This window comes from [Collinsella] massiliensis, from assembly GCF_002161605.1.
Lineage (GTDB): Bacteria > Actinomycetota > Coriobacteriia > Coriobacteriales > Coriobacteriaceae > Enorma.
This window is the reverse complement of the sequence record NZ_NFIE01000013.1, coordinates 26,900-50,926: the sequence shown is the minus strand read 5'-3', so window position 1 is coordinate 50,926 and position 24,027 is coordinate 26,900. Positions and strand designations below refer to the sequence as shown.

The 24,027-nt window shown below is 62.8% G+C and carries 17 protein-coding genes and 1 tRNA gene; 3 read left to right on the top strand and 15 right to left on the bottom strand.

What is annotated here, in order from left to right; genetic code table 11:
* Positions 1-2: 2 nt before the first annotated feature.
* The 10 genes from B5G02_RS06595 to B5G02_RS06550 all read right to left on the bottom strand — a co-directional run bounded on the left by B5G02_RS06595 (position 3) and on the right by B5G02_RS06550 (position 11,649).
* On the bottom strand, positions 3-1,943 hold the full coding sequence (locus B5G02_RS06595) for an McrB family protein (protein WP_232385451.1): 1,941 nt from the start codon (positions 1,941-1,943) through the stop codon (positions 3-5).
* Between the two features lie 3 nt (positions 1,944-1,946).
* On the bottom strand, positions 1,947-2,843 hold the full coding sequence (locus B5G02_RS06590) for a DNA cytosine methyltransferase (RefSeq protein ID WP_019238377.1): 897 nt from the start codon (positions 2,841-2,843) through the stop codon (positions 1,947-1,949).
* Complete coding sequence (locus tag B5G02_RS06585) at positions 2,840-3,859, bottom strand: DNA cytosine methyltransferase (protein WP_241146184.1); 1,020 nt, start codon at positions 3,857-3,859, stop codon at positions 2,840-2,842. Before B5G02_RS06585 ends, B5G02_RS06590 begins: the two co-directional genes overlap by 4 nt.
* 840 nt (positions 3,860-4,699) lie before the next feature.
* Entirely contained in the window at positions 4,700-6,196 is a 1,497-nt protein-coding gene (locus B5G02_RS06580) for a hypothetical protein (RefSeq protein ID WP_094335656.1), read from the bottom strand.
* 281 nt (positions 6,197-6,477) lie between these two features.
* On the bottom strand, positions 6,478-7,755 hold the full coding sequence (locus tag B5G02_RS06575; protein ID WP_094335655.1) for a PBSX family phage terminase large subunit: 1,278 nt from the start codon (positions 7,753-7,755) through the stop codon (positions 6,478-6,480).
* The gene (locus B5G02_RS06570) at positions 7,748-8,155 is read right to left on the bottom strand and encodes a transposase (protein ID WP_094335654.1); all 408 of its coding nucleotides are present in this window, start codon (positions 8,153-8,155) and stop codon (positions 7,748-7,750) included. The genes B5G02_RS06575 and B5G02_RS06570 overlap by 8 nt, the downstream gene beginning before the upstream one ends.
* A 188-nt stretch (positions 8,156-8,343) precedes the next feature.
* The gene (locus B5G02_RS06565) at positions 8,344-8,658 is read right to left on the bottom strand and encodes a hypothetical protein (protein ID WP_232385449.1); all 315 of its coding nucleotides are present in this window, start codon (positions 8,656-8,658) and stop codon (positions 8,344-8,346) included.
* A gap of 273 nt (positions 8,659-8,931) precedes the next feature.
* Positions 8,932-11,031: an AAA family ATPase gene (locus B5G02_RS06560; protein WP_094335653.1), complete on the bottom strand. Its 2,100-nt coding sequence runs from the start codon at positions 11,029-11,031 to the stop codon at positions 8,932-8,934.
* Positions 11,032-11,188: 157 nt separating this feature from the next.
* On the bottom strand, positions 11,189-11,437 hold the full coding sequence (locus tag B5G02_RS06555) for a helix-turn-helix domain-containing protein (RefSeq protein ID WP_019238370.1): 249 nt from the start codon (positions 11,435-11,437) through the stop codon (positions 11,189-11,191).
* Between the two features lie 2 nt (positions 11,438-11,439).
* Complete coding sequence (locus B5G02_RS06550) at positions 11,440-11,649, bottom strand: helix-turn-helix domain-containing protein (protein WP_019238369.1); 210 nt, start codon at positions 11,647-11,649, stop codon at positions 11,440-11,442.
* A gap of 137 nt (positions 11,650-11,786) precedes the next feature.
* Here B5G02_RS06550 and B5G02_RS06545 point away from each other — a divergent pair, with 137 nt between their 5' ends.
* Both B5G02_RS06545 and B5G02_RS06540 read left to right on the top strand, forming a co-directional pair.
* Positions 11,787-12,968 carry a hypothetical protein gene (locus B5G02_RS06545; RefSeq protein ID WP_241146183.1) on the top strand — a complete coding sequence of 394 codons (1,182 nt, stop codon included), beginning with the start codon at positions 11,787-11,789 and terminating at the stop codon, positions 12,966-12,968.
* Positions 12,969-13,029: 61 nt separating this feature from the next.
* Positions 13,030-14,340: a tyrosine-type recombinase/integrase gene (locus tag B5G02_RS06540; protein ID WP_094335651.1), complete on the top strand. Its 1,311-nt coding sequence runs from the start codon at positions 13,030-13,032 to the stop codon at positions 14,338-14,340.
* A gap of 124 nt (positions 14,341-14,464) precedes the next feature.
* Here the strand turns inward: B5G02_RS06540 and B5G02_RS06535 are convergent.
* The 5 genes from B5G02_RS06535 to arcA all read right to left on the bottom strand — a co-directional run bounded on the left by B5G02_RS06535 (position 14,465) and on the right by arcA (position 20,798).
* Positions 14,465-14,541: transfer RNA gene (locus B5G02_RS06535), tRNA-Glu, on the bottom strand.
* 152 nt (positions 14,542-14,693) lie between these two features.
* Positions 14,694-16,175: a DUF1846 domain-containing protein gene (locus B5G02_RS06530; protein ID WP_094335650.1), complete on the bottom strand. Its 1,482-nt coding sequence runs from the start codon at positions 16,173-16,175 to the stop codon at positions 14,694-14,696.
* 554 nt (positions 16,176-16,729) lie between these two features.
* Complete coding sequence (locus B5G02_RS06525; RefSeq protein ID WP_094335649.1) at positions 16,730-18,307, bottom strand: YfcC family protein; 1,578 nt, start codon at positions 18,305-18,307, stop codon at positions 16,730-16,732.
* Positions 18,308-18,438: 131 nt separating this feature from the next.
* The gene (gene argF / locus B5G02_RS06520) at positions 18,439-19,434 is read right to left on the bottom strand and encodes an ornithine carbamoyltransferase (RefSeq protein WP_094335648.1); all 996 of its coding nucleotides are present in this window, start codon (positions 19,432-19,434) and stop codon (positions 18,439-18,441) included.
* Between the two features lie 122 nt (positions 19,435-19,556).
* The gene (arcA, locus tag B5G02_RS06515; RefSeq protein WP_019238363.1) at positions 19,557-20,798 is read right to left on the bottom strand and encodes an arginine deiminase; all 1,242 of its coding nucleotides are present in this window, start codon (positions 20,796-20,798) and stop codon (positions 19,557-19,559) included.
* A 695-nt stretch (positions 20,799-21,493) separates the two neighbouring features.
* Here arcA and ppk1 point away from each other — a divergent pair.
* A complete protein-coding gene (gene ppk1, locus B5G02_RS06510) occupies positions 21,494-23,950 on the top strand; it encodes a polyphosphate kinase 1 (RefSeq protein ID WP_094335647.1) in 2,457 nt (818 codons plus the stop codon).
* The last annotated feature ends 77 nt before the right edge of the window (positions 23,951-24,027 follow it).

Genomic DNA, 24,027 nt, shown 5'->3' with positions numbered 1-24,027 from the left:
CGCTACTCCGCACCGTCGGCAACCGGCTCCTCCGCAGCGCCCGCAACCTCGCCAGACTCAAGCAACTCAGTATCGCTCACATTGGCCGGCGAGAAGGACGGCAACTCGCGCATACCCCTGAACGCAAGCTCTCCAAAACTCTCGAAGTCCTCGCAAACATCCGAGTACGTCGCACGGCCTTCGTGAGAGAACACCTTCGAAGCCTTGGTTTTGGCGGCATCCTCGAAGAGGTAGAGCAGCACCTTGTCCTTGAAAACCTGAGTGAAGCCGTCGGGATCAGCGAGCCTCGCGGGCGAGATGAAGAACGGCCCGAGCAGCTTGTCCTCGTTCACGCCCGCATTGAGCAGCACCTGGTTGATGCCACGCCTCAAAGCGTCCCAGCTCACCATGCGCGCGGGCGTCCCGACCGGCACGGCGTAGCCGGCGATCTTGTCCGAGCCCTTGTCTATGCCCATGTAGCGGAAGTCCCAGCGACGCTTGAAAGCGGTGTCCATCGGGAAGACGCCCTGATCCGCGCTGTTCATGGTTGCCCAGATGAACATGTTGGGCGGCAGCGACAGCCGCTCCGCCTCGTCCCTGAGACGCAGCTGTTCGGAGAGTAACCGCTCCGGGTCTTGGATATACGCAGTCGTGGCGTACTCCGGTAGGAACACGCGCAGGTACTCGCGCATCTCGCGCGGCGCAGCAATCTCGTACTCGCTGCGACCGTCGGAGTCGCGGTCAAGCAGCTGGAACACGTCACCGAACGCGGCCGCCGGGTTCGCGCGATTGATCTCCTCAACGACAAGCAAGTAGTTCGTGCCGGGGTTCTGCACCGCAGCGATGTATGTCTCCAGGAACGGCCCCGGAACGAAACCGTAGCTGATCTCGCTCTGGGTGCTCTCGGTTCCATCTTCATCGGTCACCGTGCGCATCGTCGTGACCGGCTTGTAGCAGCCCACGAACTGAGCGTAGGTGTAGTCGGGGTGGAAGGTGACGCGCCTGACGTTCCTCTTGTCGAAATACTTCTCCGCCTGCCGTGCGAGCCGGTACGACTTGCCCGTGCCAGGAGCCCCGAAGAAGATGAGGTTGCGGGGCTCGGGGACGCTTGACGGGGCGGAAACGACAGAATGATCGAGAAAAGTCGGGCGTCCAACAATATCCATCACAGCAGGCAGCGGGTCGCCGATGCCCGAATAGGTCGTAGGGCACTCGTGAGCAATCAGGCTCATGAGCTCAGCGGTTCTCTTGTAGCAATCTTCGCAATCAAACGGTACGACGCCGAGAAGGACAGCGCCAAAGTGTCGCAGGACGTCGGCCGCAGCCTTCGGAAGAGCGCTGCAGTGATCTGCTGCATAGAGGATGTCATTCACCCGTCGCTCGAAATCGAGCGTGAAGAACATGGCTTCTCCGGTTGGCTTACCGTCTTCCGTCGCGTACTTACCCTGCTTAGAGAGGCCGCCACTGAACACATAGTCCTTGGGAATGAAGCAAGCCGAACCGTCATCTTCGAGCTCGCAATCGAGCCACATAGATCTCAGCCAGTAATTTCCCCTCGTAAGCGGCGAGAGTTCAAGAGAGTCCGCCATGTTGATGGTCGTTGTCTCGGGAAGCATCATGACAGCCGGCAACAGCAGGCTCGGTCTGACCTTCCCCCCAAGACTTAGCTTCATCTGCTGGCTTCCGGCTCCGCGAGGAGAAACGGGGTAGCGATACGACTCCTGCGTCCCCAAGTCAACTTTGCACACGCTGCCGTCAGCCCTATGGAAGCGAAGCGCAAAAGTGGCAGTCAGGCCACCGAGCGTCGAGGCTGAGGCTCTTCCGCCATCTTTCCCGGCAAACGCCCCGCCAAGGAATGCCTGGCCTCCGCCGCTGTTCGCGTTGTAGTCAAGATGGAAGTCGCACTCCTCGCCCTGATAGGTCCGGTAATCCTCGGTCTGCTTGAAGTACGACAAGGCACTCACCTCTTACTGCTCAACGCCGTTCTCATATTTTAAGACACGTTCGGCAACGTATTTCGCCAATGCTGGAGGAACGGCATTCCCGATGGCAAGCTCGACGCTCGTCTTTGCGCCCTCAAGCTTGAACTCCTCGGGAAAGGACTGCAGGTAACTGCGCTCCTTCGTCGTGAGAGCACGAACGCCGTCTTCAATTGCCGCTGCATCGGCATGATGTCGCTTGTAGTTCTCCGGTATCGGCCTGTTAATTCCACGTATCGTCGCGGAGGGCTCGTCAACGGAGAAGACGGCACGCCGGTTGTAGCTGCGCGGGTGCATGTAATAGTACTGCGTGCCGAGCTTGTCACCCAGATAATCCCGCACGGTCATCTGCTTTTCCGCCATGCCCTCAACGAACGACTCGTCGAAGAACCCATCCTCGGCGCCGAGCCTGCCGACCAGAATGAAGCGCTTTCTTGCCTGGGGCACCCCACAGCGGCTCGCATCGAGCACGCGAGAGCTCAATCCATATCCGGCATCCTTGAGCATCGCCTTCATTCGCGGCAGCGTGCCGAACCTCTCGATGTTGTAGACGTTCTCGAACACGACCCATTCAGGCAATACGCCCGCGACAATCTCGGCGAACCGGATGGTAAGGTTCGCCCGCGCCCCCTCAGTGCGCTTGCCCGCAATCGAGTAGTCCTGACAGGGAGGCCCTCCCATGATCAAGTCGGGCCTCAGTTCCTTGATGGTTTCAACGGAATCCTCGTCACAGAGATCCTTCTCATAGATGGGATGCGTGAAGTTCGCGCGGTAAATCTCCACTGCAGGCTTCCAGTTGTCGAACGCGGCGACAACCTTAAATCCAGCCTGCTCGAAACCAAGAGACATGCCGCCGCAACCAGAGAAGATGTCGACGGCTCTCATTCGTTACCACCATTCTTGTTGGAGATGTAGCCCATCAGAGCTCTTGCGACGTAATTGGCCAGGTTAACCGGAACGGCATTGCCAATCATCGTGTTCACGTCTGACTTACTCCCGAAGAACTCGAACTCCTCGGGGAAGGTCTGAATGTAGCTGCGCTCCTTCGGAGTCAATATGCGCGTCTCGCTCACGGGAGCGGAGTCATTGGGGTTGCCCTTATACCCCGGCGGTATAGGACGGTCGACCGCGCGGATGGTCATAGACGGTTCGTCGATGCTGAACACGCCTCTCCGGCTGTAATTCGTCGGCACGCGAAAGTAGTGATCGATCCCAAGCGAGTCGCCGAGATAGTCTCTGATCGTGAGAGGCTTTTCGCTCAGCCCCTTGTCGAGCACATCATCAAGAAAGTTATCCTCTTCACCGATGCCCCCGATAACGAACATGCGCTTACGGATTTGCGGCACCCCACAATATGCGGCATTAAGCACCTTGCAGGTAAGACCATACCCCGCCTCTCGAAAGGTATCGCAAGCACGCTTGAACGAGCGCGTGTTTCTTATGGTCGCGACATTCTCCATCACGAACCACTGCGGCCTTACTCGGGAAACGATCTTCGCGAAAGCAACCGAGAGAATGGCTCGACCGCCGTTCTCGTCCTGATGCCCAGCCGTCGAGAAATCCTGACAAGGCGGCCCGCCGAAAATGACTGTAGGGGCAAACTCTCGGACGAGAGGGACGGAAGCATCAACATCGGAGAGATCATGCTTAAAGATGGGATGATCGAAGTTCTTTCGATACACCTCGACGGCGGGCGTCCAGTTGTCGAACGCAGCCAACACGTTGAACCCAGCGTTCTCGAAGCCGAGGGACATGCCGCCGCAGCCTGAGAAGAGGTCCACAGCAGTGATACTTTTGCTCTGTACCCGATTCGCAGACAACGCGTTGACCTGCCCTTTCTTCCCGATGCTGTTGCACCGTCCGTTATGACGCCTTTCCTTGCAAGCAGAAGATTTTACCATGCACCACACCTGGTCCGCGGCTCGTCAATCCACCAACTCGCAATCTCCCGCATCAACCTGGGCCATCAAACAATGGATTAAGCATCAACTAAGCAATCGAGACGAACGAGAAGAACGTGCGCTTGAAGCGTCAACGGATGCCCAGCCAACAACAATGCGACCACAGCCAGCACACTGCCGCCATCACAACAACCCCGCATGTCTACCGCTGGATATTCCCGCCGCCAGTCCTGGCCGCCTGCCCGGCCGCGCGCTGCGTTGACGAGGATTGCCCGCAGCCCGGCCGCCCGCGCTCCGGGTGCGCTACCGGGCCGTTCGCGCCACGCGCCAGCCATGGCGCATGCAAGTCAACCGGGACGCCCTTGGGCGCATACCGCACGCGTCTTCACCGCGGCTCCGGCAGCCCGCTACGCGGTCTGCCTCCGCATGTTCGGGTTCAGCCACGCACGGTATGCGCCCAAGGCCTAATGCAGGGGGAACTGGCGCCATGTCAGCCGCGCGTCGCGCCCGTCCAGCGGCGCGCACCCTGCGCACGGGCGGCCGGGCTGCTGCCGCAAGCGGGCTGTCCGCACGCAACCGGTCAGCCGTCCAGGGCGGGCGGCATACCCGCTCGCGCATCAGCCGGTGCGCATGCGCCACGGTGCCGAGAGCTACCCGCATACCCGTCATCCGCGCGGGGCGCGGATCGGCTTCGCGACAACCTGCAAGCGTCCCTGGGAGGCCCGTAGCGGCCCCGTTTCTCCTCAGCCGAACTCCGGCCCTCAGGCGGCGACCAAGCCGCACGCAGCCTCGTGTGAGCCCGCACAGCGCCATCCCAGGCTTGCGACGCGTCCGAAAGCCCTATGCTCCCCGAACGGCACCGGCAACGCCCGCTTCGAGCGCGCTGGAGACGTTCCCGCGCGCGCCATCGGCATCAGCGTCTACCGCGAGCCGCCTCGCGGTTGGCTCGTCCTCCCCGTACCACTTGGCGCGGTACTCCCACGCGTTCATGAGGCCCGAGGCCACCTCCGCCATGTCCTGGCGCTTCTCGGCGCTCGTGTCCGTGATGATGCTGTCGTCGAACGTGACGCGCACCTCGCCCTCGTCCGGGAGCTCGACCCCGAGCGAGCGCGACGCCGCCATCACCGCCCTGCAGATGCCCGCTATCGCGCCCTCGAGCGCATGCTCGTGCCGCCGGATGTTGCGCATGAGCGCCGAGTTGTCCGCCGAGACCTCCGTCGCGGTCTTCACGTACCCCGCTCCGTCGAAGTCGAAGTACCCCAGGCCGAAGCCCGTCAGGTCGCCGAGCATCTGCAGCGCGCACCTGAAAGCCCTCACCTGAGCGTCGGTCCTCAGCGCCGGCGCAAACTCCTGAATCGTGTCCTCCGTGCTCATCACCTTCCGGAACACGGTGCAGTCCTGCCGCCCAAACGGTATCGAGACCTTGCGCCCCCTGCCGTCCGTTTCCTGGTCGAACATCACGTCACTCAGGAACACCCGCATCTTGCCGTTGTCGATCTCCGAGATCATCGCGTCGAAGGCGAGGTCCACCGCCTGGATAGCGTCCACCGCGTCCGCGAACACGCTCTGCCCGTACGGGCTCATGTCCACGCGCGTATTGTCCACGGCCGGCTTCACGATGGCGAAGGTGGGATAGGGAGAGCCCGTCTCGTACACGGGGCACACGCCCGCAGGCGCGACCTCGTTGCCGTGCTCGTCAAAGCACACCGTGACGATCCGATAACCGCCCCTCCCCACGCTCTCATTAGGCGAGAAGGACAAAGAGGCCGAGAAGTCCGCCCCAGCACCCTTGAGGTGCATCTGCAGCTGGTCGACCGCGCGCCCCCGCCAGAACGCCCGCGTGACGAACGCGCACTCCGTCACGCCCTCCTCGTCCCACGTGAGCGGTATCACCATGCGTGCGTCGTAGTGCCTAATGCGCACGCTCCCCGCATCCGCGTCCACCCAGAGCGCCCACGCGCCCGTCCCCATGCCAAATGCCTTGACCACGGTTGCCTGTGCCGCCGCCATGAAGCCGCTTTGGGCGAGAAACCCCTCGAGCCAGTCCGTGCACTCCTGCGTCCCGCACACCACCTGCGTCTTGTCGTTCAGCAGCAGCGACCCCCACTCCCGGCACACCCGCATTGCCGGATGAATCGAACGCCTGTGCACCTCGTACATGCGCCCAACGCCGTCGGTGTCCTTGTAGTCGTAGAACGACCCGCACGCCTGCATCCACTCGTGCCATGCGCGAATGTGCGGCTCCATCGCCTCCAGCGGCAGCGCGAATCCGAGCGCCCGCAGGTACTCCCGCACGTGCTCCGGCACCCAGTACTCCTCCTCGTACGCCTGCCCCATCTACATCGCCCTCCATCGCTTACGCCCAACCGGCTCCCCTGGCAACTCCTCCAGCCTTCGTTCCTTTTCATTCGCTTGGCGAGAAGAACGTGCTACTTCCGTCACACGCTTCCGCACAGCCCCTTCATGCCCCTCAGGCTTTAGCTTTTGATGCCGAGGATCCCGCCCGCCCATCAACGGCACATCGCATCGTCCGTCCTCCCTACGTTTAAGCTGGCGAGAAGAACGTCCGCTACCTCGCGTTTTCAGTTGGCAGCTGAATATGCCGAGAAGCACGTCCCTCACCCTCTCAGCACGTCATCCATCATCGCGTAGCGCACCGCGTCGATGGAGTGGTCATCACCGTCAGGAATCTCGTCGATCCAGCGCCCATCACGGTCGCGTAGGAACTCCTTGCAGGTGAACTCCTCGAACGTCCTCGGGCAACGCGCGGGGTCGATGACGATCTCCCTCAGACCAGCAAGCCAGTCATAGGAGAGCCTCCGCATCCGCGCCTTCCTCGCAGGGTGTACGCGGATGCCGAGCTCGCGCCGCCAGGTTGCCATCTGCACCTTCGAGTCGGGAGTGTTGTCGCACCACACCATCTGGTCGTGGAAGTAGGGCTCCGCGCCCGGCTCGTCGGCATAGGTGAGCGCGTCCACCACGATGCGCCCCGTGTCGGCAGGCATCATTTTGTTTGCCGAGTGTTCCTCGAAGACCGTGAGTCTGCGCGCGCCCGGCTCCCAGCCGCAGCGCACGAATCGCCACGGGTCGGGGAACCAACCCCAGTCCACGCCGTTGCGAATGCGCTCGAAACCTCGTACACGCTCGTCGGTCAGCCTCGCCTCCACGATGTTGTCGAAGACCGCTCCGCCCGTCCCGGTCACCTCGCCGAGGTATTCCCAGCGCCACGCGCGCTCGTTCTCCTCGCGCAGGTACTCCGCCTCCTCGATGAAGGGCGCGCCGAGCCACCCCGGCCGCGCCTCCACCACGTCGAGGTACGAAGAGCGCCTAACGAGCGTGTCCGCCCGCCGCCTGCGCTCAATGCACTCCACGTTCGCCCAGCTCCACATCGTCTTGGGCGGGTTGTAGCTGTAGAAGATCCAGAAGTCCTCGCCGCCACGGCGGAGCGAGTTGAGAATGGAGCGAACCGCCTCGATGCCGTCGAACTGGTCGAGCTCCTCGAACCACGTCACCGCGCAGTAGCCGCGCGTGAACTTCACGCCCTTGAGCTTGAGCGGGTCGTCGGCCCCGCGGAAGACGATGCGCTGCCCCGTGGGGAGGTAGACGATCTCCATCGGCGAGAGCTTCGCTTTGAAGTACGCCGAGAGCCTCAGCGCCTCAACGGCCCAGAGCACCTGCTGATACACCGAGTCGCGCAGCGTGTTGGAGAAGCGCCGCACCACGCACGCGTTCGCGTAGGGAAAAGCCACAACGAGAAGAACGATGCACAAGCTGATGAAGCTCGACTTCGTGCTCCCTCGGCCACCGTGCAGCCAGTAGTGCGTATGCCCGTGCGCCATGACGTCACCGAGCACATCGTGGAAGCGCGGGATGCAGAGGTCGGCGGCGCTAACCATCGACGTCACCACCCTCATCGGCCCCCGGCTTCACCGCGTCAACCGCCACGCCGAGCACAATCTGCGGAGCCGCCTCGGCGCGCTCGCCCTTGTCACGGGTAGCCTGTGCGTACTCGTCGGGATATTTGCGCTCCAGGAGCCACGCGGCCGCCGTCCACTGCCCGTTCTTCTTGGTGGCCGCCTCACGGATGGTGGTGAGAAGCGTCCGCTTGTAGTCAGCTTCTGCCTTTTTTAGTGACTCGCCTAACGCGCGATGCAGCCTCCCGCTCGGCTTGGAGAGCCAGCGGTACAGCGTTGCCTCGTGAATGCCCACCGCCCGGCAGATATCCTTATTGGAGAGACCATCGCCCTTGAGCGAGGTCATCTGCTGGATCAGTTCCTCGGTGAGCTTTGCCCTCATGCCGGGCACCTCCCTCCGTGACAAGCCCACATTCGTACAGGCTCATTGTCCGGAGGTGTCACAAAGAAAAGAGGAGAGGACCCAGGCACCGGTGCGTAAGACCCCGGTAGGAATCCCTCTCCCCGTCGCGAGGCCGTTTCCCGAGGCTTAGTCGGGGCGTGTCCCGCCTTACGGGCGATTGTACCGCCTCACTCCCGCTCGCGCTTGCCCTTGAGCCCGTACTTGCGCATGAGCCGTGAGTTCTGCTGCCGTAGCCGCGCGTACTCGCGCCTCGCAGCCTCAATCTCCGGCCCCTCCTCGCACCCTTCCGCCTCGCGGTGTAGAAGCTCGTTGAACGCCCGCTCCTCGGCCACATGCGCCTCCTCGGTGCAGCGCGGGCACATCCCGCTCTGGCGGTTCAGCCGTACGCCGATGGCTCCGCATTGCGGGCACACCGAGAGCACCCTCAAGCTCGCATGAATCCGCGACGCCTGCATCTCAATCGCTCGAACGGTTCTCTCCACACCATAGCGCCTACGAATCTCCTCGCGCACAGCAGCGGCGCCCCGGTGCCCCAGCTCGCGGATTACGTCGTTCTGTCCGGTCGTCCACGCGCTCATTGGGCCGACCCCGCAAAGCCCATCAGAACCTGTGAAAGCGAGGCGCAGGAATCAACGCCATAGAAAAGGTTGTCAAGCAACCTTTCTATAGGTGTTGATTGCCTAGCTTTCCCGCACCGACTGCCTGTCAATTGACGAGCTTGACAATCTCTGAGCTTTCCCTGACAGGCTTTCGAGTCACTCATCGGCTCCACCCAACTCCAGCAAATTGGTGCCAAGCGGCGGCTGCCAAGCCGTCCACGCTATGTGGTTGCGCTTCTGACCCTTGCCGTCCATCTGCATCTTCACAAGCTGATACTCATCAAAGTCGATGAGGTAATCCTTGATGGTGTTTGGTGAGAGCGCCGTAACATTCTGCACCGTCGAGAAGGGCACGGGTTCACCGCCGTTCTTGTCGAGAAGATCTTTGATTCTCTTGCGCGCCTTCTCCTTGCGCTTCTCCTTCTGCGCGGTCTTCTTGCTCGCCTCGGCGCGCCGAGCGGCCTCGCGCGTGGGTGCCTTGTCGAACTTGCCGTTGTCATCCCGAAGGAACATGCCGTCGATGCGCACAGCGTTGAAGTCGAGGTTCTTATTGGCCTTCGACTTTTTGAAGCTGCGCAGGTCGGTCGACACACGCACCACAACGGCGCCATCGGGCAGGTCTGCCACGTCCTCCTCGCTCGGGGCGAGCTCGGTGAGCGACCACATCGCGCTGTAGTTGCGCCCCAGGGTGCCCGCCCCACTCACGCGGTCGCGAGCCTCCTTGAGGTCCTGCGGCCCCTTGCTGAAGTGATGCATGTAGATGACGCCCGCGCCGGTCTTGCTTGCAATCATCTTGAGGTATCCGAGCGTTGTCCTCGCGTCAGCGTTGCTGTTCTCGTCACCCGCGAACAACGGGTAGATTGGGTCAATGATGACAACGTCAGGACGATAACCGCTTCCGCAGACTACCTCAGCGATGTCCTTGACCGTCATCTCCGGCCTATCGTCCGTGTGGGCAATTCGCACATGCGAAGCAACATCAGCAGCAATCCCAGAGGCGAGAGATGCCTCGACGATGCGGTTCACATACTCCGCCTGGTTCATCTCAGAGTTCACCACGAGAATCCTCTCGCACTGCGTGAACTCGAACCCGAGAAGACCCGTGCCCGTCGCAAAGGCAACGACCATTTGCGCGGCAAGGAATGTCTTACCGACCTTGGGCGCCGCGCCGACAAGCATGATGCCCTGCTTCCGAAAGGTGTTCTCGATCAGCACGGGAGGAAGCTCCTGCAACTCGGACGGCATGGGAATAAACAAGTTCTCGAAGCGCGCGGCGACGTCCTTCGACTCTTCGGCGTCCTGGTCACCAGCATGAGGACGATGCGCCTCCGCCCAGCTGTGGAAGTCCCGCGCACCCATGTCCGTGCCGAGAAGCGACTGTCGTTCCGTCCCTCGGCTCGCCCCCGCCAGCCTCGTGAGGCGGCTCGCGTCTTTGTTGGCGGCGTCAACCTTGAGCCCAGCGGCGTCGCAGAGCTCGTGCAGCAGCCGCACGCGATCCTCATAGTGGTTGGGCCCGTCCGCCTCCACGCGCACCAAGGCGTGAACGGACTTCCCGCCGCTTTTGGTCAGCGCCGTGATGGGCAGGTCGAGCTCGCTCATGATGCGAATCTGCTCGTCGACGGGAATCTCGTCGCTCTCTATGAGGGCGTGTCGCCACGCCGTTGTCCTTCCCTTGCCGCGCCCCTCCCCGTTGGTGGGGTTCTGGCAGACCCATATCCCCGCCTCAGGCTCGTATCCGTCGAGCACGCCTCCAAAGCCTTCGCTCTGCAGGCGCGCAATGAGGTCGTCCCGCTCATAGCACGTGCCGCCATCCGCGGGCTCCCACTTGCAACGCTTCTCCGACCAATTCGCCCGCACGGAGAGATTCACGTACTCGCCCGGCTCGAAGAGCGCCACGAGCTGCGCCACGGCCTGCTGCACCGGAGAGAGGTCCATGGCGGAGGGTTGGGCGGCCGAAGGAGCCTGGATAACAGAGCTGTCGGAGGCATCCTCCACCCAGCCTGCACGCTTTGCGTGCCAGAAGAGCGTCCCCGCGGTGATGCGCCCGTTCTCGCTCACATGCTCGAAGAGCCGGCGCGCCTGTGCCTCATCGTAGTTGTCTGGGTCGGAGGATGACCATCGAAGAAAGGTGTCGACGTCCCCGCCAGCCGCCTTATAGCTGATGCCAATGTTCTTCCATGTCTCGTAGTCTCGCGGTGGCACCATGGAGAGAAGCGCGCTGTCGGCACGCTCTTTGGAGACAACGCGTCCGCTCATGCCCCATCGCCGCCCGGGAGCCTGTGACGTGCCCTCACAATGGAGACGCAGCAAATGGTAAGCTGTGCCCGCAGCCCCTTAGGGGTTGCACTCCAAGCGTCCGCCGTGCGCTGTCCTCGCCAAAAGACCAGCACGGCGGGCGCATTATTCCGGAGACTCATGCGTCACCGCCCATCACATACTCAACAAATCGCGGCTTCGGCACGAACCACTGCCTGCCACCCACCTGCACGGCGGGAATCTTGTGCTCTCGACAGAGCTTTCGCACGTACTCAACCGTGAACCCGGTCAGTTCCGAAATATGCGCGGGTGTCAGCAGGTCGGGGTATGCCGAGAAGATCTCAACAGATGCCCCTGGAGCCGCTCCATCCGAACCGGACTGGCAAACTGGATGGTTACGCCCCATGGCTACGACGCCACCTTCTGGAGATGCTCCTTCGCCTCGAGTCGCTCGAACGCAGCGAGCATCTTCTTGACCTGCCCGGGATACGGAACGAGATGCCCGTTCTCAATCTGCGAGATCGTGGAGACGTGTAGCCCCGACTCCCGCCCAAAGGCAGACTTCGACAGGCCGAGCCTCTCCCTCCGCTGGGTGATTTCGAATCGCGAGAGTTCCATGAGGTACCTCCATTCTTTGGCGTTGACGCGCCCTGTTGGTGTTGGTACCATCGTAACCACAAGAGTTTACTGTTCTTTTTGGTTTACGGTAGATTTACGATATTTTGAGAGTGACGGTTACTATGAGATTGGTTGCCTTGAACGAGGAGCGCGCGGTCTATCTCCCGGAGGGAGAAGATCGTGAGATCGAACCTCGAGCCGCCCTAAACAAGCTGCTCACCGTTCACTCTTGGAAGACGATGCTCGACTTCTTGAAGAACGAGGCGTGCTGCTCGCTCTTTGCCAAGCGCGAGGACGATCCCCTTAAGAACGGCCTCTGGAAGCCCGAAGAGCTTCAAATCGACCTGTCCGGCTCCCTCAGGTCGCGGATTGATTCTGACAGCGAGATCGACTATCTCGACGAGCTAACCGAGAAGGACTTGCTTTCGGTGAGCAAAGACGAGCTTCATGAAGTTTGGATTCCCGAACTGTTGTTTTTTCGCGACAGCTATGTCCGCTACCTCACTATCGCTGCTTACGCTTTAGGAGCTACGCCTCCTGACGGATTGTTCAAGTTCCCCGAGATCACAGAGGCGCTCGACCAGGAATACGTCAGAGACTTTCTCAGCGATGTTTCGAAGTATGCCGCTGTTGCCCTTGACGATGAGTCAACTCACAAGATAGCGGGCACTTATTTTGACAGCATCGCGGAAGACACTATTTTTGAGAATTTTGGCAACTATCCCGACGGCATCAACAAAGACGGCTATTTGCTCACAACATACGAGGAGTGGCCCGAGAATCCGGTTGATTCGCTTGATAGCACCTACTACTTCCTCATCGTTTATGAACGAGAGAGGTACTCGAAAGAAGAGGCAATCCGACTGCTGTGCGGAGAGCTAATTACTGTTGATTTGGGCACGCCGATGTATCTAAACCCGATGGACTTCTACCACTACTACACCGACGAACCGGATTTCGAAATCAACTCCCTATTCTCGCTGAATCAGGGCTTTTTCCGTCCTAAAGATGACGGCGGCTTCACTCGCTGGCAAACCGCTCTCTATGACACCGTCGAGGACGCCATATACGATGGCCGAGTGTCTCTCTGCCCCGTTTGCGGCACTCCAATCATTACTCGCTCGACATCGAGCCGCGCTGAGTTCTGCTGCGAATCCCACAAGACGGCGGCTAGCAAACGCCGACGTCAGACCGCACATATCCTGTACGCCTCCGGCACCCCTCTCGAAGACGCAGTCGCACAAATCGGAGAGGACTACCGCACCTCCATCGAGCGCTGGTACGCGGAGGCCCAAAGAATTGCCCACCCCGCCCCATAGGGGCGTGATGGAATAGCAAAAGACCTGCTCACGACGCTCGCCAACCAAGGAGGTGAATGTAATGGCAAAAGGAGACGGAAGCATTACGGAGGTAAAGAAGCCCGACGGAACCAGCTACGCCCCCAAGCACTGGAAGGTCCGCATCGACCTCGGTACGAACCCTATCACCGGCAAGCGCGACGTGGTCTCAAGAAACATCAAGGGAACCAAGTCCGACGCCTGCAAGCTGCGCGACCAACTCAAGGCAGACCTCGAGAACGGTCTCTCGGCCAACGCCGACAAGATGACCTTCGCCGAGTTCGCGGAGCAGTGGCAGCAAGCTCGCGAGACGGCGGCGGAGATCAGCAAGACGCGCTTGCGCCGGGAGCGCACCATCATCGAGGACATGTGCTCCTACATCGGAGCCATCAGGCTTCGCGACATCACTGCCCAGACCATCGAGGGGCTCTACATGAAGATGCGCTGGGACAAGACGGAGGAGAAGGGCAAGTGCAGCGGCACCACCATGAACATGATCCACAAGCTGCTCAAGCAGATCCTCTCGCGTGCCGTGGACTACGACCTCATCCTGCGCAACCCCGCCGAGAAGGTCAAGGCGCCGCGATGCGACACACCGGACCGCCGCTCCCTCACCACCGCTGAGGCACGTCAGCTGCTCGCGACCATCGACGAGGCAGAGTACGAGGCGTATGCGTCCCGCGACGCCATCGAGGAACGGCAGGAGAAGCGCGGCGACACCTCGGAGCGGAGCTACCTGCGAGGCCTGTCCAGCATCGGCAACGTCATGGCGGCACGCATCGGCCTCGCAACCGGTATGCGACGCGGAGAGGTCCTGGGCCTCACGTGGGGCCATATCAGCTTCGCACGGGGAACCATCCGCGTCACCCAGTCGGTCACGACCTACGGTGAGGTGAAGGAGCCCAAGACCGAGGCGGGGAAGCGCGTCATCGCCGTGGACGAGAAGACCATCGAGCACCTGAGGCGGTGGAAGCAGTTCCAGCGAAAAGAGCTCGCCATTCTGTCGCTCGAACAGACGAGGGACACACCCGTCTGCTGCAACGACAAAGGCGGCCTCATCGCCCCGACGAACTTCTCGCGCTGGTGGCGGTCCTTCACGAAGGCCCACGGTTTCGAGGGCCTGAAGTTCCATGAGCTCAGGCACACCCAGGCAACGCAGCTCGTCGCCGGCGGCATGGACATGAAGACCGTCCAGCACCGGCTCGGCCACGCCTCGGCAACCCTGACGATGAACCTCTACGCCCACGCGCTGCCCGAGAACGACGCCCAGGCGGCTCAGCTCATCGGCAGCCTGTTCTCCGAAACGCCGAACGAGCAGGCAAGGCAGGAAGGAGCTCTCAGGGTCGCGGTCTAAGGCGATTGCGTCCCGGATTGTGTCCCAGTCCCCGTTGTGTCCAGATTGTGTCCCACGAAGGAGGAGCGATGAGGCTTCAAAAGAAAACAGGCCAGAGGACGCATCCCCTGACCTGCGGTCTTGTTGGTAGCCCGTACCAGATTCGAACTGGTGATCTCCGCCTTGAGAGGGCGGCGTCCTAAACCGCTAGACGAACGGGCCATATGTTCCGAGGCGCTCGGCCTCGTGCGGACATTGATAATACGGGAACATGCTCCGCCGTGCAAGCCCCTACCCAAGATTCTGCGAAGTTGTGGCCATCTCGTGAAGCCACCCTCGCACCAATGTAAAAATACCCCTGGGGTAATTTTACATCAGCGGTGGTAGAAGGTGTGACGCTCGAACTTGGGCTCGCAGCACACGTTGATGCCGAGCCGCTTGAGCAGCGCCTCGTCCGTGGCGGAGATGATCACCGAGAAGAACGCATCGCAGCCCCGCAGAAGCGGCAACCCCTCGAGCACGCGCGCGGCCACTTCGCTCGAGGCCGACGTGATCGAGAGCGCGATGAGCGTCTCGTCCGGATGCAGGCGCGGGTTATGGCTCCCGAGCTGCGAGGTCTTGAGACGGCTGATGGGCTCGATGGCCTCGTTGCTGATGACCTCGAGCTCTATGTCCACGCCCGTCACGCTCTTGAGCGCGTTCATGAGCAGCGAGCTCGCCGCGCCGAGGCGCTCGGAGGTCTTGCCCGTCACCACGGAACCGTCCGGCAGCACCATCGCGCCCACGGGCGCGCCCGTCATCTCCTCCTTGAGGAGCGCCGCGGAGCGCGCCGGCGAGAAGTCCTTCGTCACGCCCGCACGCTTCATGATGAGCTTGAGCTTGTCGACCTGCTCCTGCCCCATGCCGGTGCGCTTCACCTGCACCGCGGCGGTGAAGTAGCGGCGCACGATCTCCATCTTCGCCGCATCGCGGCACGCCTCGTCATCGGTGATGGCGAAGCCGACCATGTTGACGCCCATGTCCGTGGGGCTCTGGTAGGGGCTCTCGCCCAGGATCTTCTCCATGAGCGCGCGCACCACGGGGAAGGCCTCGACGTCGCGGTTGTAGTTCACCGTGGTCTCGCCGTAGGCATCGAGGTGGAACGAGTCGATGATGTTCGAGTCGTCGAGGTCGACGGTGGCCGCCTCGTAGGCGATGTTCACGGGATGGTTGAGCGGCAGGTTCCACACGGGGAACGTCTCGAACTTGGCATAGCCCGCAGCGACCCCGCGCCGGTGCTCGTGGTAGACCTGCGAGAGGCAGGTGGCAAGCTTGCCCGAACCGGGGCCGGGCGCCGTCACGACCACGAGCGGGCGCTTGGTCTCGACGAACTCGTTTCTGCCGTAGCCTTCCTCGGACACGATAAGGTCGATGTCGTGCGGATAGCCCTCGATGGGGTAATGCAGCTTGCAGGTGATGCCGAGCATGGAGAGGCGGCGACGGAAGACGTCGGCGGCGGGCTGGCCGGCGTACTGCGTGAGCACGACGGCGGCGACGGGCAGCCCGTTGCTGCTGAAGATGTCGGCCAGGCGCAGCACATCCTCGTCATAGGTGATGCCGAGGTCGCCGCGCGCCTTGTTCTTCTCGATGTCGTTGGCGTTGATGGCGATGATCACCTCGACGTCCTCCGACAGGCTCTTGAGCATGCGAAACTTCACCGAGGGCTCGAAGCCGGGGAGCACGCGGCTCGCATGGTAGTCATCGAAGAGCTTGCCGCCGAACTCCAGGTAGAGCTTTCCGCCGAACTGCTCGATGCGCTCCTTGATGCGCGATGCCTGCAGCTCGATGTACGTCTCGTTGTCAAACCCCTGTCGCATGGGACGGCTCCTCTCTGATGTCCGAACCCGTTAAGTATACAGGAGCCCCGAGGATGAGGGGGCGGGCTCCACACTTCTCGCTTGTCCTCGGCGCGGGCGCCTGCGGAATCGCTCGAAGTATGGAGCCCGCCCCCTCATCCTCGGGCGACCGTTACCCTATCGGTCGGACATCAGAGAGGGAGACCGGAAACTAATAGTTGAAGTGCACGGGTGACCGGGTTTCAAGCCCGACTCTTCCTGCGCTGCGTGTTTGTAGCGCCAGCCCCGCCCCGAGCCCCGGCGCCGCCCTTGCTTTCGAGCGATTCCGCAGGCGCTATGCGCCGAGGACAAGCGAGAAAGCAAGGGCGGCGCCGGGGCTCGGGGCGGGGCCGACAGGAGCATAAAACTTCGCCCCCTCCCGTGCACGGTGCGGGAGGGGGCAGAAAGGTAGGGTCTCACCGGTCGCTCGCGCAGGGCGCGCACCGGCTCGACGTCAATTGGATCCAACGCGGGCGGTGGAGACATATGCCGCCCGCGGGATCGGCAGCTAGCGGGAAGAGGAGAGAACAGACCCGCTAGAACATCATGAGCGCAGCGGTCACGATGACGATCGAGACGATGGAGAGCACCACCACGATCTTGACCGCGAACTTGAGCCACGTCGTCCACTCGATGCGAGCGAGGGCGAGGCCGCCCATGATGGCGCCGGACGTCGGGGTGAAGAGGTTCACCACGCCGATGGCGCTCGAGAAGATCATGACCATGACCTCAGGCGAGAAGCCGAGCTGGGCGGCAAGCGGCCCCATGATGGGCATGGAGACCGTCGCCATACCGGAGGTCGAGGGGATGAGGAACGAGAGGCCGAAGTAGATGATCCACGCGAACGGCGCGAAGAGCAGGCCGGACACGCCGGACAGCGCGGTGGCCGCAGCGTTGAGCACGTACTGGTCGAGGCCCGTGGAAGCCATGAGCACCGAGATGGCGCGCGAGAGCGCGATGACGAGCACGACGCTCATCATGTCCGCGGCGCCGGAGATGAAGGTGTTCACGATGTCCTTCTCGGACAGGCCGCCCACGATGCCGATGACGATGGCCATGACGAGGAACCAGGTGGAAGCCTCATCGAAGTACCACTGGCCGATGGGCAGACCCGTGATGACGGCGGACCAAGCCTGCGAGGTCTCGACCTCGGTCTCGGCGATGCCCTCGACGGAGCCCTCGACCTCGGTCACGGCACCGTTGAGCTCGTCGTAGGCACCGACGAGGTCATCGGTGGTGACAGGGGTCTCGACGACCTCGAAGGACTGGCCGGCGTCGAAGAAGTCCGCGACGCTCTGGCTCAGGTCGGCGATGGGGATGAAGCCGGCGATCATGACGACGAACGTGAAGGCGAAGATCACGAGCACGCCCTTCTGGCGGCCGGTGAGGGTGACCTTCTTGGAGGCCTCGGCGGCAGCAGCGCCGTGCGCCTCCTCGGCGTTCTTCTGCTCCTGAAGCGACATGAACGTGGAGCCCTTATCGGCCTTGACCTTCTTGGCGTAGTTCATCACGAAGACGATGGCGACCGCGGTGGTCGCGAGCCACAGCACCGCGCCGAGACCGATGATGATGGTCTGGTTGGCCTCGATGCCCACGCCGCGGAGCGCGTCGACGGCGGCGCCGACGGCGAACGGGTTCACCGTGGAACCCAGGCAGCCGCAGCCAGCGCCCAAAAGCACGACGGCGGCGCCGGTGAGCGCGTCGAAGCCGGCGGCCATCATCGTGGCAGCGAGCAGCGCGTAGAACGGAACCGTCTCCTCGCACATGCCGTAGGTGGTGCCACCGAGCGAGAAGATGAACATGAGCACGGGGATGATCCACAGCTCACGGCCCTTGAGCTTCTGCACAAGGACGGCGATGCCGTTATCGAGGGCGCCGGTCTTGGTCATCATGCCCAAGAAGCCGCCCAGGATCATCACGAACAGGCAGACCGGCAGCGCGTCCGCGAAGCCCTTGACGGGAGCGGTGAAGAAGTCGCTGAACCGAGCGGGGGTCACCTCGCCGGGCGCGAAGCCCGCGACGATGACGGTGATGATCGCAACGAGAGCAAGCAGGATAAGAAGAATGGTGAAGGAAGATAGCATACCGCGCTTCTTCTTGGCAGCTTCAGCCATACCTTCTACCCCCTTTCTGGAACGTGGTCGGATGCTCTAAGCCACGCCACCGACCGTGCGACAGGGGCGCAGCAAACCCCAGGAACCGCCCGGGGAAAGGAGACACCCGGGCGATCCCCAACAGGCAAGCGTTACTTCAAGGTCGCGTACATGACGGCCTTGATGGTGTGCATGCGGTTCTCGGCCTCGTCGAAGACCTTGGACTGCGGGCCCTCGAATACCTCGTCAGTGACCTCCATCTCGGTGACGCCGAACTTCTTGGCGATGTCCGCGCCGATGGTGGTGTTGGTGTCGTGGAAGCTGGGCAGGCAGTGCAGGAAGATGGCCGACGGATCGGCGAGGTCCATGAGCTCCTGGGTGACGCGGTAGGGCTCGAGCTGCTGGATGCGCTCGGTCCAGACCTCATCGGGCTCGCCCATGGAGACCCACACGTCGGTGTAGATGACGTGGGCGCCGGTGCACGCCTCCTTGGGATCCTCGGTGAGGGTGATGGTGCAGCCGTTCGCCTTGGCGATGGGCTCGCAGGCGTCGATGACGTCGCTCGCAGGCATGCACTCCTTCGGGCCGCAGGCCACGAAGTTCATGCCGAGCTTGGCGCACACGACCATGAGGGAGCGCGCGACGTTGTTCTTGGCATCGCCCATGAAGACGAGGGTCTTGCCCTTGATGTCGTAGTTGAAGTTCTCCTGGACGGTCAGGATGTCGGCGAGCATCTGGGTGGGATGCCAGAGGTCGGTGAGGCCGTTCCACACCGGCACGCCGGACTTGGCGGCGAGCTCCTCGACGTCCTCCTGGGCGAAGCCGCGGAACTCGATGCCGTCGTACATGCGGCCGAGCACGCGGGCGGTGTCCTCGATGGACTCCTTCTTGCCCATCTGCGAGCTGCCGGGATCGAGGTAGGTCACGCCCATGCCTAGGTCCATGGCGCCGACCTCGAAGGCGCAGCGGGTGCGCGTGGAGGTCTTCTGGAAGAGCAGGACGATGTTCTTGCCCTCGAGGTAGCGGTGCGGGGTGCCCGTGCGCTTGAGATCCTTGAAGTTCTTGGCGAGCGCGAGCATGTACTCGATCTCCTCGGTCGAGAAGTCGAGGAGGCGCAGGAAGCTGCGGCCGGAGAGGTTGACACCCATCTTTGGTTCCTTTCGTTAGATTCCGTGCAATTCAGGGGAGCGCTTTGTTCCCCTGAGCGTCGATGACGCCCTACCTAGGGCGGCGCCCCGCGATCGAGGCGCCGCCGAAGTCACAAAAGATATTAGAGATCCTCGCGCCAGAACGGCATGCTCATGCAGCGCGGGCCGCCACGGCCACGGGAGAGCTCGGCCGAAGGCACGACGAGCAGCTCCATGCCCTCCTTGTAGAGAACGTCGTTGGTGACGTTGTTGCGCTGGTACACGCAGATCTTGCCCGGGGCGACGGCGAGGGTGTTCGAGCCGTCGTTCCACTGCTCGCGCGCGGCCGCGATGGGGTCGCCGCCACCGCAGGGGATGAGCTTCACGGCGTCGATGCCGAGCGCGGAAGCGAGCACGTGCTCGAGCGTGTCGGTCGTCTCGGTGATCTCGACCTCGCCGGGGTTCTTGCCCGGGGTGAGCTTGTAGACCTTGAGCGTGCCCATGATCGCGGGATGGATCGTGAACTTATCGACATCGATCTGCGTGAAGACCGTGTCGAGGTGCATGAAGGCACGGGACACGGGGATGTCGAACGCGAGGATGGTGTCGATCTTGGAATCGGAGTTCCAGAACATGTTCTGGGCCATGACGTCGATGGCGGCAGCCTGCGTGCGCTGCGAGATGCCCACGGCGATGGTGTGCTCGTTGATGTTGAGCACGTCGCCGCCCTCGGTGTGGAAGGAGGAGTCGCGACGGTAGTACAGCGACACGTCCTTGTAATCCGGGTGATACTTGAAGATGTACTTGCCGTACAGGGTCTCGCGGTTACGGGTGACCGAGAACATGCGGTTCAGGTTCACGCCGGTGCCCACCACCGCGAACGGGTCGCGGGTGAAGTAGAGGTTGGGCATGGGGTCGACGATGAGGTCGGACTCGGACTCCGTGTTCACGAGGGAGTCGAGCGTCACCGAGCTCGTGTGCGGCATCTCGACCTCGGCCTTGGTGATGCCGGCCATGGTCTTCTTGACGTACTCGAGGTTGTCGGTGATGGAGTCGAGGAGCTCCTTCACGGCAGCAGGAGCCATCTTGCCCTTGATGCCGGCCTCCTCGAGCCACTGCTCCTGGAACTCGGCACGGGCCTCGGGCACCGCGTCGAAGGCCTCGGCGACCAGCTTCTCGAGGTAGAGCACCTCGACACCCTGCTCGCGCAGGATCTCGGCGAAGCGATCGTGCTCCTCCTGGGCCACCTGGAGGAACGGAACGTCGTCGAAGAGAAGACGCTCGAGCTCATCCGGCGGAAGGTTGAGGAGCTCATCGCCCGGGCGATGCAGGCAGACCTTCTTAAGCTGCCCGATCTCGCTCGTTACGTGCAAGCCTTTCGTCATGTCCTCCTACCTTTCTTCGATCTTGGCCGCCGCGCGGGCGGGCGGCCGCTTACCACGTGCATGGGGACGCGGGCTGCGCCACGTCTATAGTTATATCCAATTTTCCCTTTTGTGCAATCGTGTTCCGCCAACGGTATAAAAGTCGAGGGGAACGGTATATCTTGAAATAAAACGTAGGATGCACTGTCGCGCGATAAAGTGATTTACGTGCGAAAACGTATTGACACCCCAAGGCGCACTGCCTAATACGGTGGATATTATCGTTGGCAATTTGAATATTGTTACCAAACATATGAACACGTGAGGTTGTTCTATATCGTTCTATTCATGCGCCAATTTATGCGCTTTAGGCGATATTTTATCCAATAATGCGACCGTTCACGGAAACAACCGCGCCGTTCATCCGCGAATCAGACCGAACGACGGGACGCCGCGCCCGGATGCGCGACCGGATAGGATGCCCGATTCATGCACGGAATCGCATCCCGGCGCCCTCGCGCCCACCGCGCGCCCTCGACCCGGCTCGGACGGCGGCCGCGCCCGGCCGCCCGCGCCCGGCCACGGCACCCGAACGTAAGCGCTCGATAAAGCTTTCGAAATGATACGGCCGCACAAACCGCGCACGTATAATCTGTAGGTATACCGTATCGATTCCGGCGCGCGCAGCCGCGCGCCTGCGCATGTAAGGGGTACCCATGGCGAGCAAGGCGGAGAAGAAGGAGAAGGGCGCGCGCAAGCACCGCAAGTCCGTTGAGGTCATCGACAAGTCCGAGCGCTACGATTTCTCGTACACGCAGAACCGCGAGCTCAGCTGGCTGCGCTTCGACGCACGCGTGCTCGACGAGGCCTACGAGGAGTCCGTCCCCCTCTTCGAGCGGCTGAACTTCGCCGCCATCTTCCAGTCGAACCTCGACGAGTTCTTCATGATCCGCGTCGGCGGCCTCTCCGACCTCGCGACGCTGAAGCGCCAGCCCGTGGACAACAAGAGCAACCTCACCCCCGCCCAGCAGCTCGAGCTCATCTTCTCCACCCTCCCGCCGCTCATCCGGCGCCAGAACGACATCGTGGAGCGCATCGAGGCGAGCCTCGCCGAGGCCGGGGTGGAGCGCGTCGATGCCGCCGACCTCGCAGGCGACGACCGCACCTTCGTGGAGCGCTACTTCCAGTCCTATGTCTCGCCCGTCATCTCGCCGCTCGTGATCGACCCGCGCCACCCCTTCCCCAACCTGCGCAACGGGGCGCTCTACCTCGTGTGCGCGCTCGAGAGCGCCGACGAGGGCAACCTGCTCGGCCTCATCGAGGTGCCGCAGTCCATGAACCGCATCGTCGCGATGCCCGCGGACGGCGGCACCTGGCGCTACATCCTGCTCGAGGACGTCATCCTGAGCTGCCTGGGGAGCTGCTTCGGCTCGTACGCGCCGCTCGACCGCGCGGTGGTGCGCGTCACGCGCAACGCCGACATCGACCCCGACGGCGAGGGCGTCGAGGAGGATGAGGACTACCGCCAGCACATGAAGAAGATCCTGAAGAAGCGCCTGCGCCTGCAGCCGGTCGCCCTCCAGGTGCAGGGCGAGCTCGCGCCCGCCACGCTCAAGAGCATCCGCAAGGCGCTCGGTCTGCCGGCGCACGCGGTGCTCTCCTACACCACGCCGCTCGACCTCTCCTACATCCATGGCATCGAGGCGCACCTGCCCGAGCGCAGCCGCTCCGAGCTCCTCTTCCCGCCGTTCAAGCCGCAGGCGAGCCCCATGTTCGACGCGACCCGCCCCATCCGCGAGCAGGTCATCGAGGGCGACAAGCTCCTGTTCTACCCGTACGAGTCCATGAACCCGCTGCTCGACCTCATGCACCAGGCGGCCTTCGACGATTCGTGCATCTCCATGAAGATCACGCTCTACCGCGTGGCGAAGCAAAGCCGCCTGTGCGAGTCGCTCATCGACGCCGCGGAGAACGGCAAAGAGGTCACGGTGCTCATGGAGCTCCGCGCCCGCTTCGACGAGCAGAACAACATCGAGTGGGCGGAGCGGCTCGAGGAGGCCGGCTGCACCGTCATCTACGGCTCCGAGGGCTTCAAGTGCCATTCGAAGATCTGCCAGATCACCTACCGCGACGGCATGGCGCTCACGCGCATCACGCTGCTCGGCACCGGCAACTTCAACGAGAAGACGGCGAAGCTCTATTCCGATTTCATGCTCATGACGGCGCACCCGGGCATCGGCGAGGACGCGAACGCCTTCTTCCGCAACCTCGCGCTCGGCAACCTCGCCGGCGACTACCGCTTCCTGGGCGTGGCGCCCGCGGGGCTCAAGCCGCTCATCATGAACGGCCTCAACCGCGAGATCGACCGTGCCCGCGCGGGCGAGCCGGCGCGCGTGTTCTTCAAGATGAACTCGCTCACCGACCGCGAGGTCATCGACAAGATCGCCGAGGCGTCGCAGGCGGGCGTGGACGTGGAGATGATCATCCGCGGCATCTCGTGCCTCTTGCCGCAGGTGCCCGGCAAGACCGACAACGTGCACATCCGCTCCATCGTGGGGCGCTTCCTCGAGCACGCACGCGTCTACGCGTTCGGCGTGGACGCCGACATCGTGTACCTCTCCTCAGCGGACATGATGACCCGCAACACCGAGCACCGCGTGGAGATCGCCTACCCCGTGCTCGACGCGACCTGCCGCTCCATGGTGCAAGAGTACATGCGCGCGCAGCTCTCGGACAACGTGAAGGCGCGCGTGCTCTCGAGCGAGGGCACCTGGCAGCGCGTCGAGCGCGGCGCGGACGAGATGCCCTTCGACTCGCAGGCCTACCTGCTGAAGCACGCCTACGCGCAGGCGGAGGCCGCGGCGGAGCGGGCCGCGCAGGCGCGCCAGGACGCGGCGGCGCAGGAGCACGACGGCTACGAGGCGGCGGAGGGCCAACCCACCGTGGCGGAGGCCGCCCCGGATTCCCCCGCGGCGACCGCCGTGCGCGCGACGATCATCGAACCCGAGGCTGAACCTGCCCCCGCGGCCGCCCCGAGCCCGGACGCCCCCAAGCACGCGCTCGCCAAACGGACTCCCGGTCGCCTGCGCGCCGGGATCGCGCTCATCGGCATGGGGCTCAAGACGCTCCTCACGGGCACCCCGGAGGAGCGCGCGAAGCACAAGCGCTCGTAGGACGGCGCGGTTCCCGCCGCCGCGCGCATCCTCGCCCGGGCGCGAAACCGCGCGACAAAAGTACGCTACACTGGGCG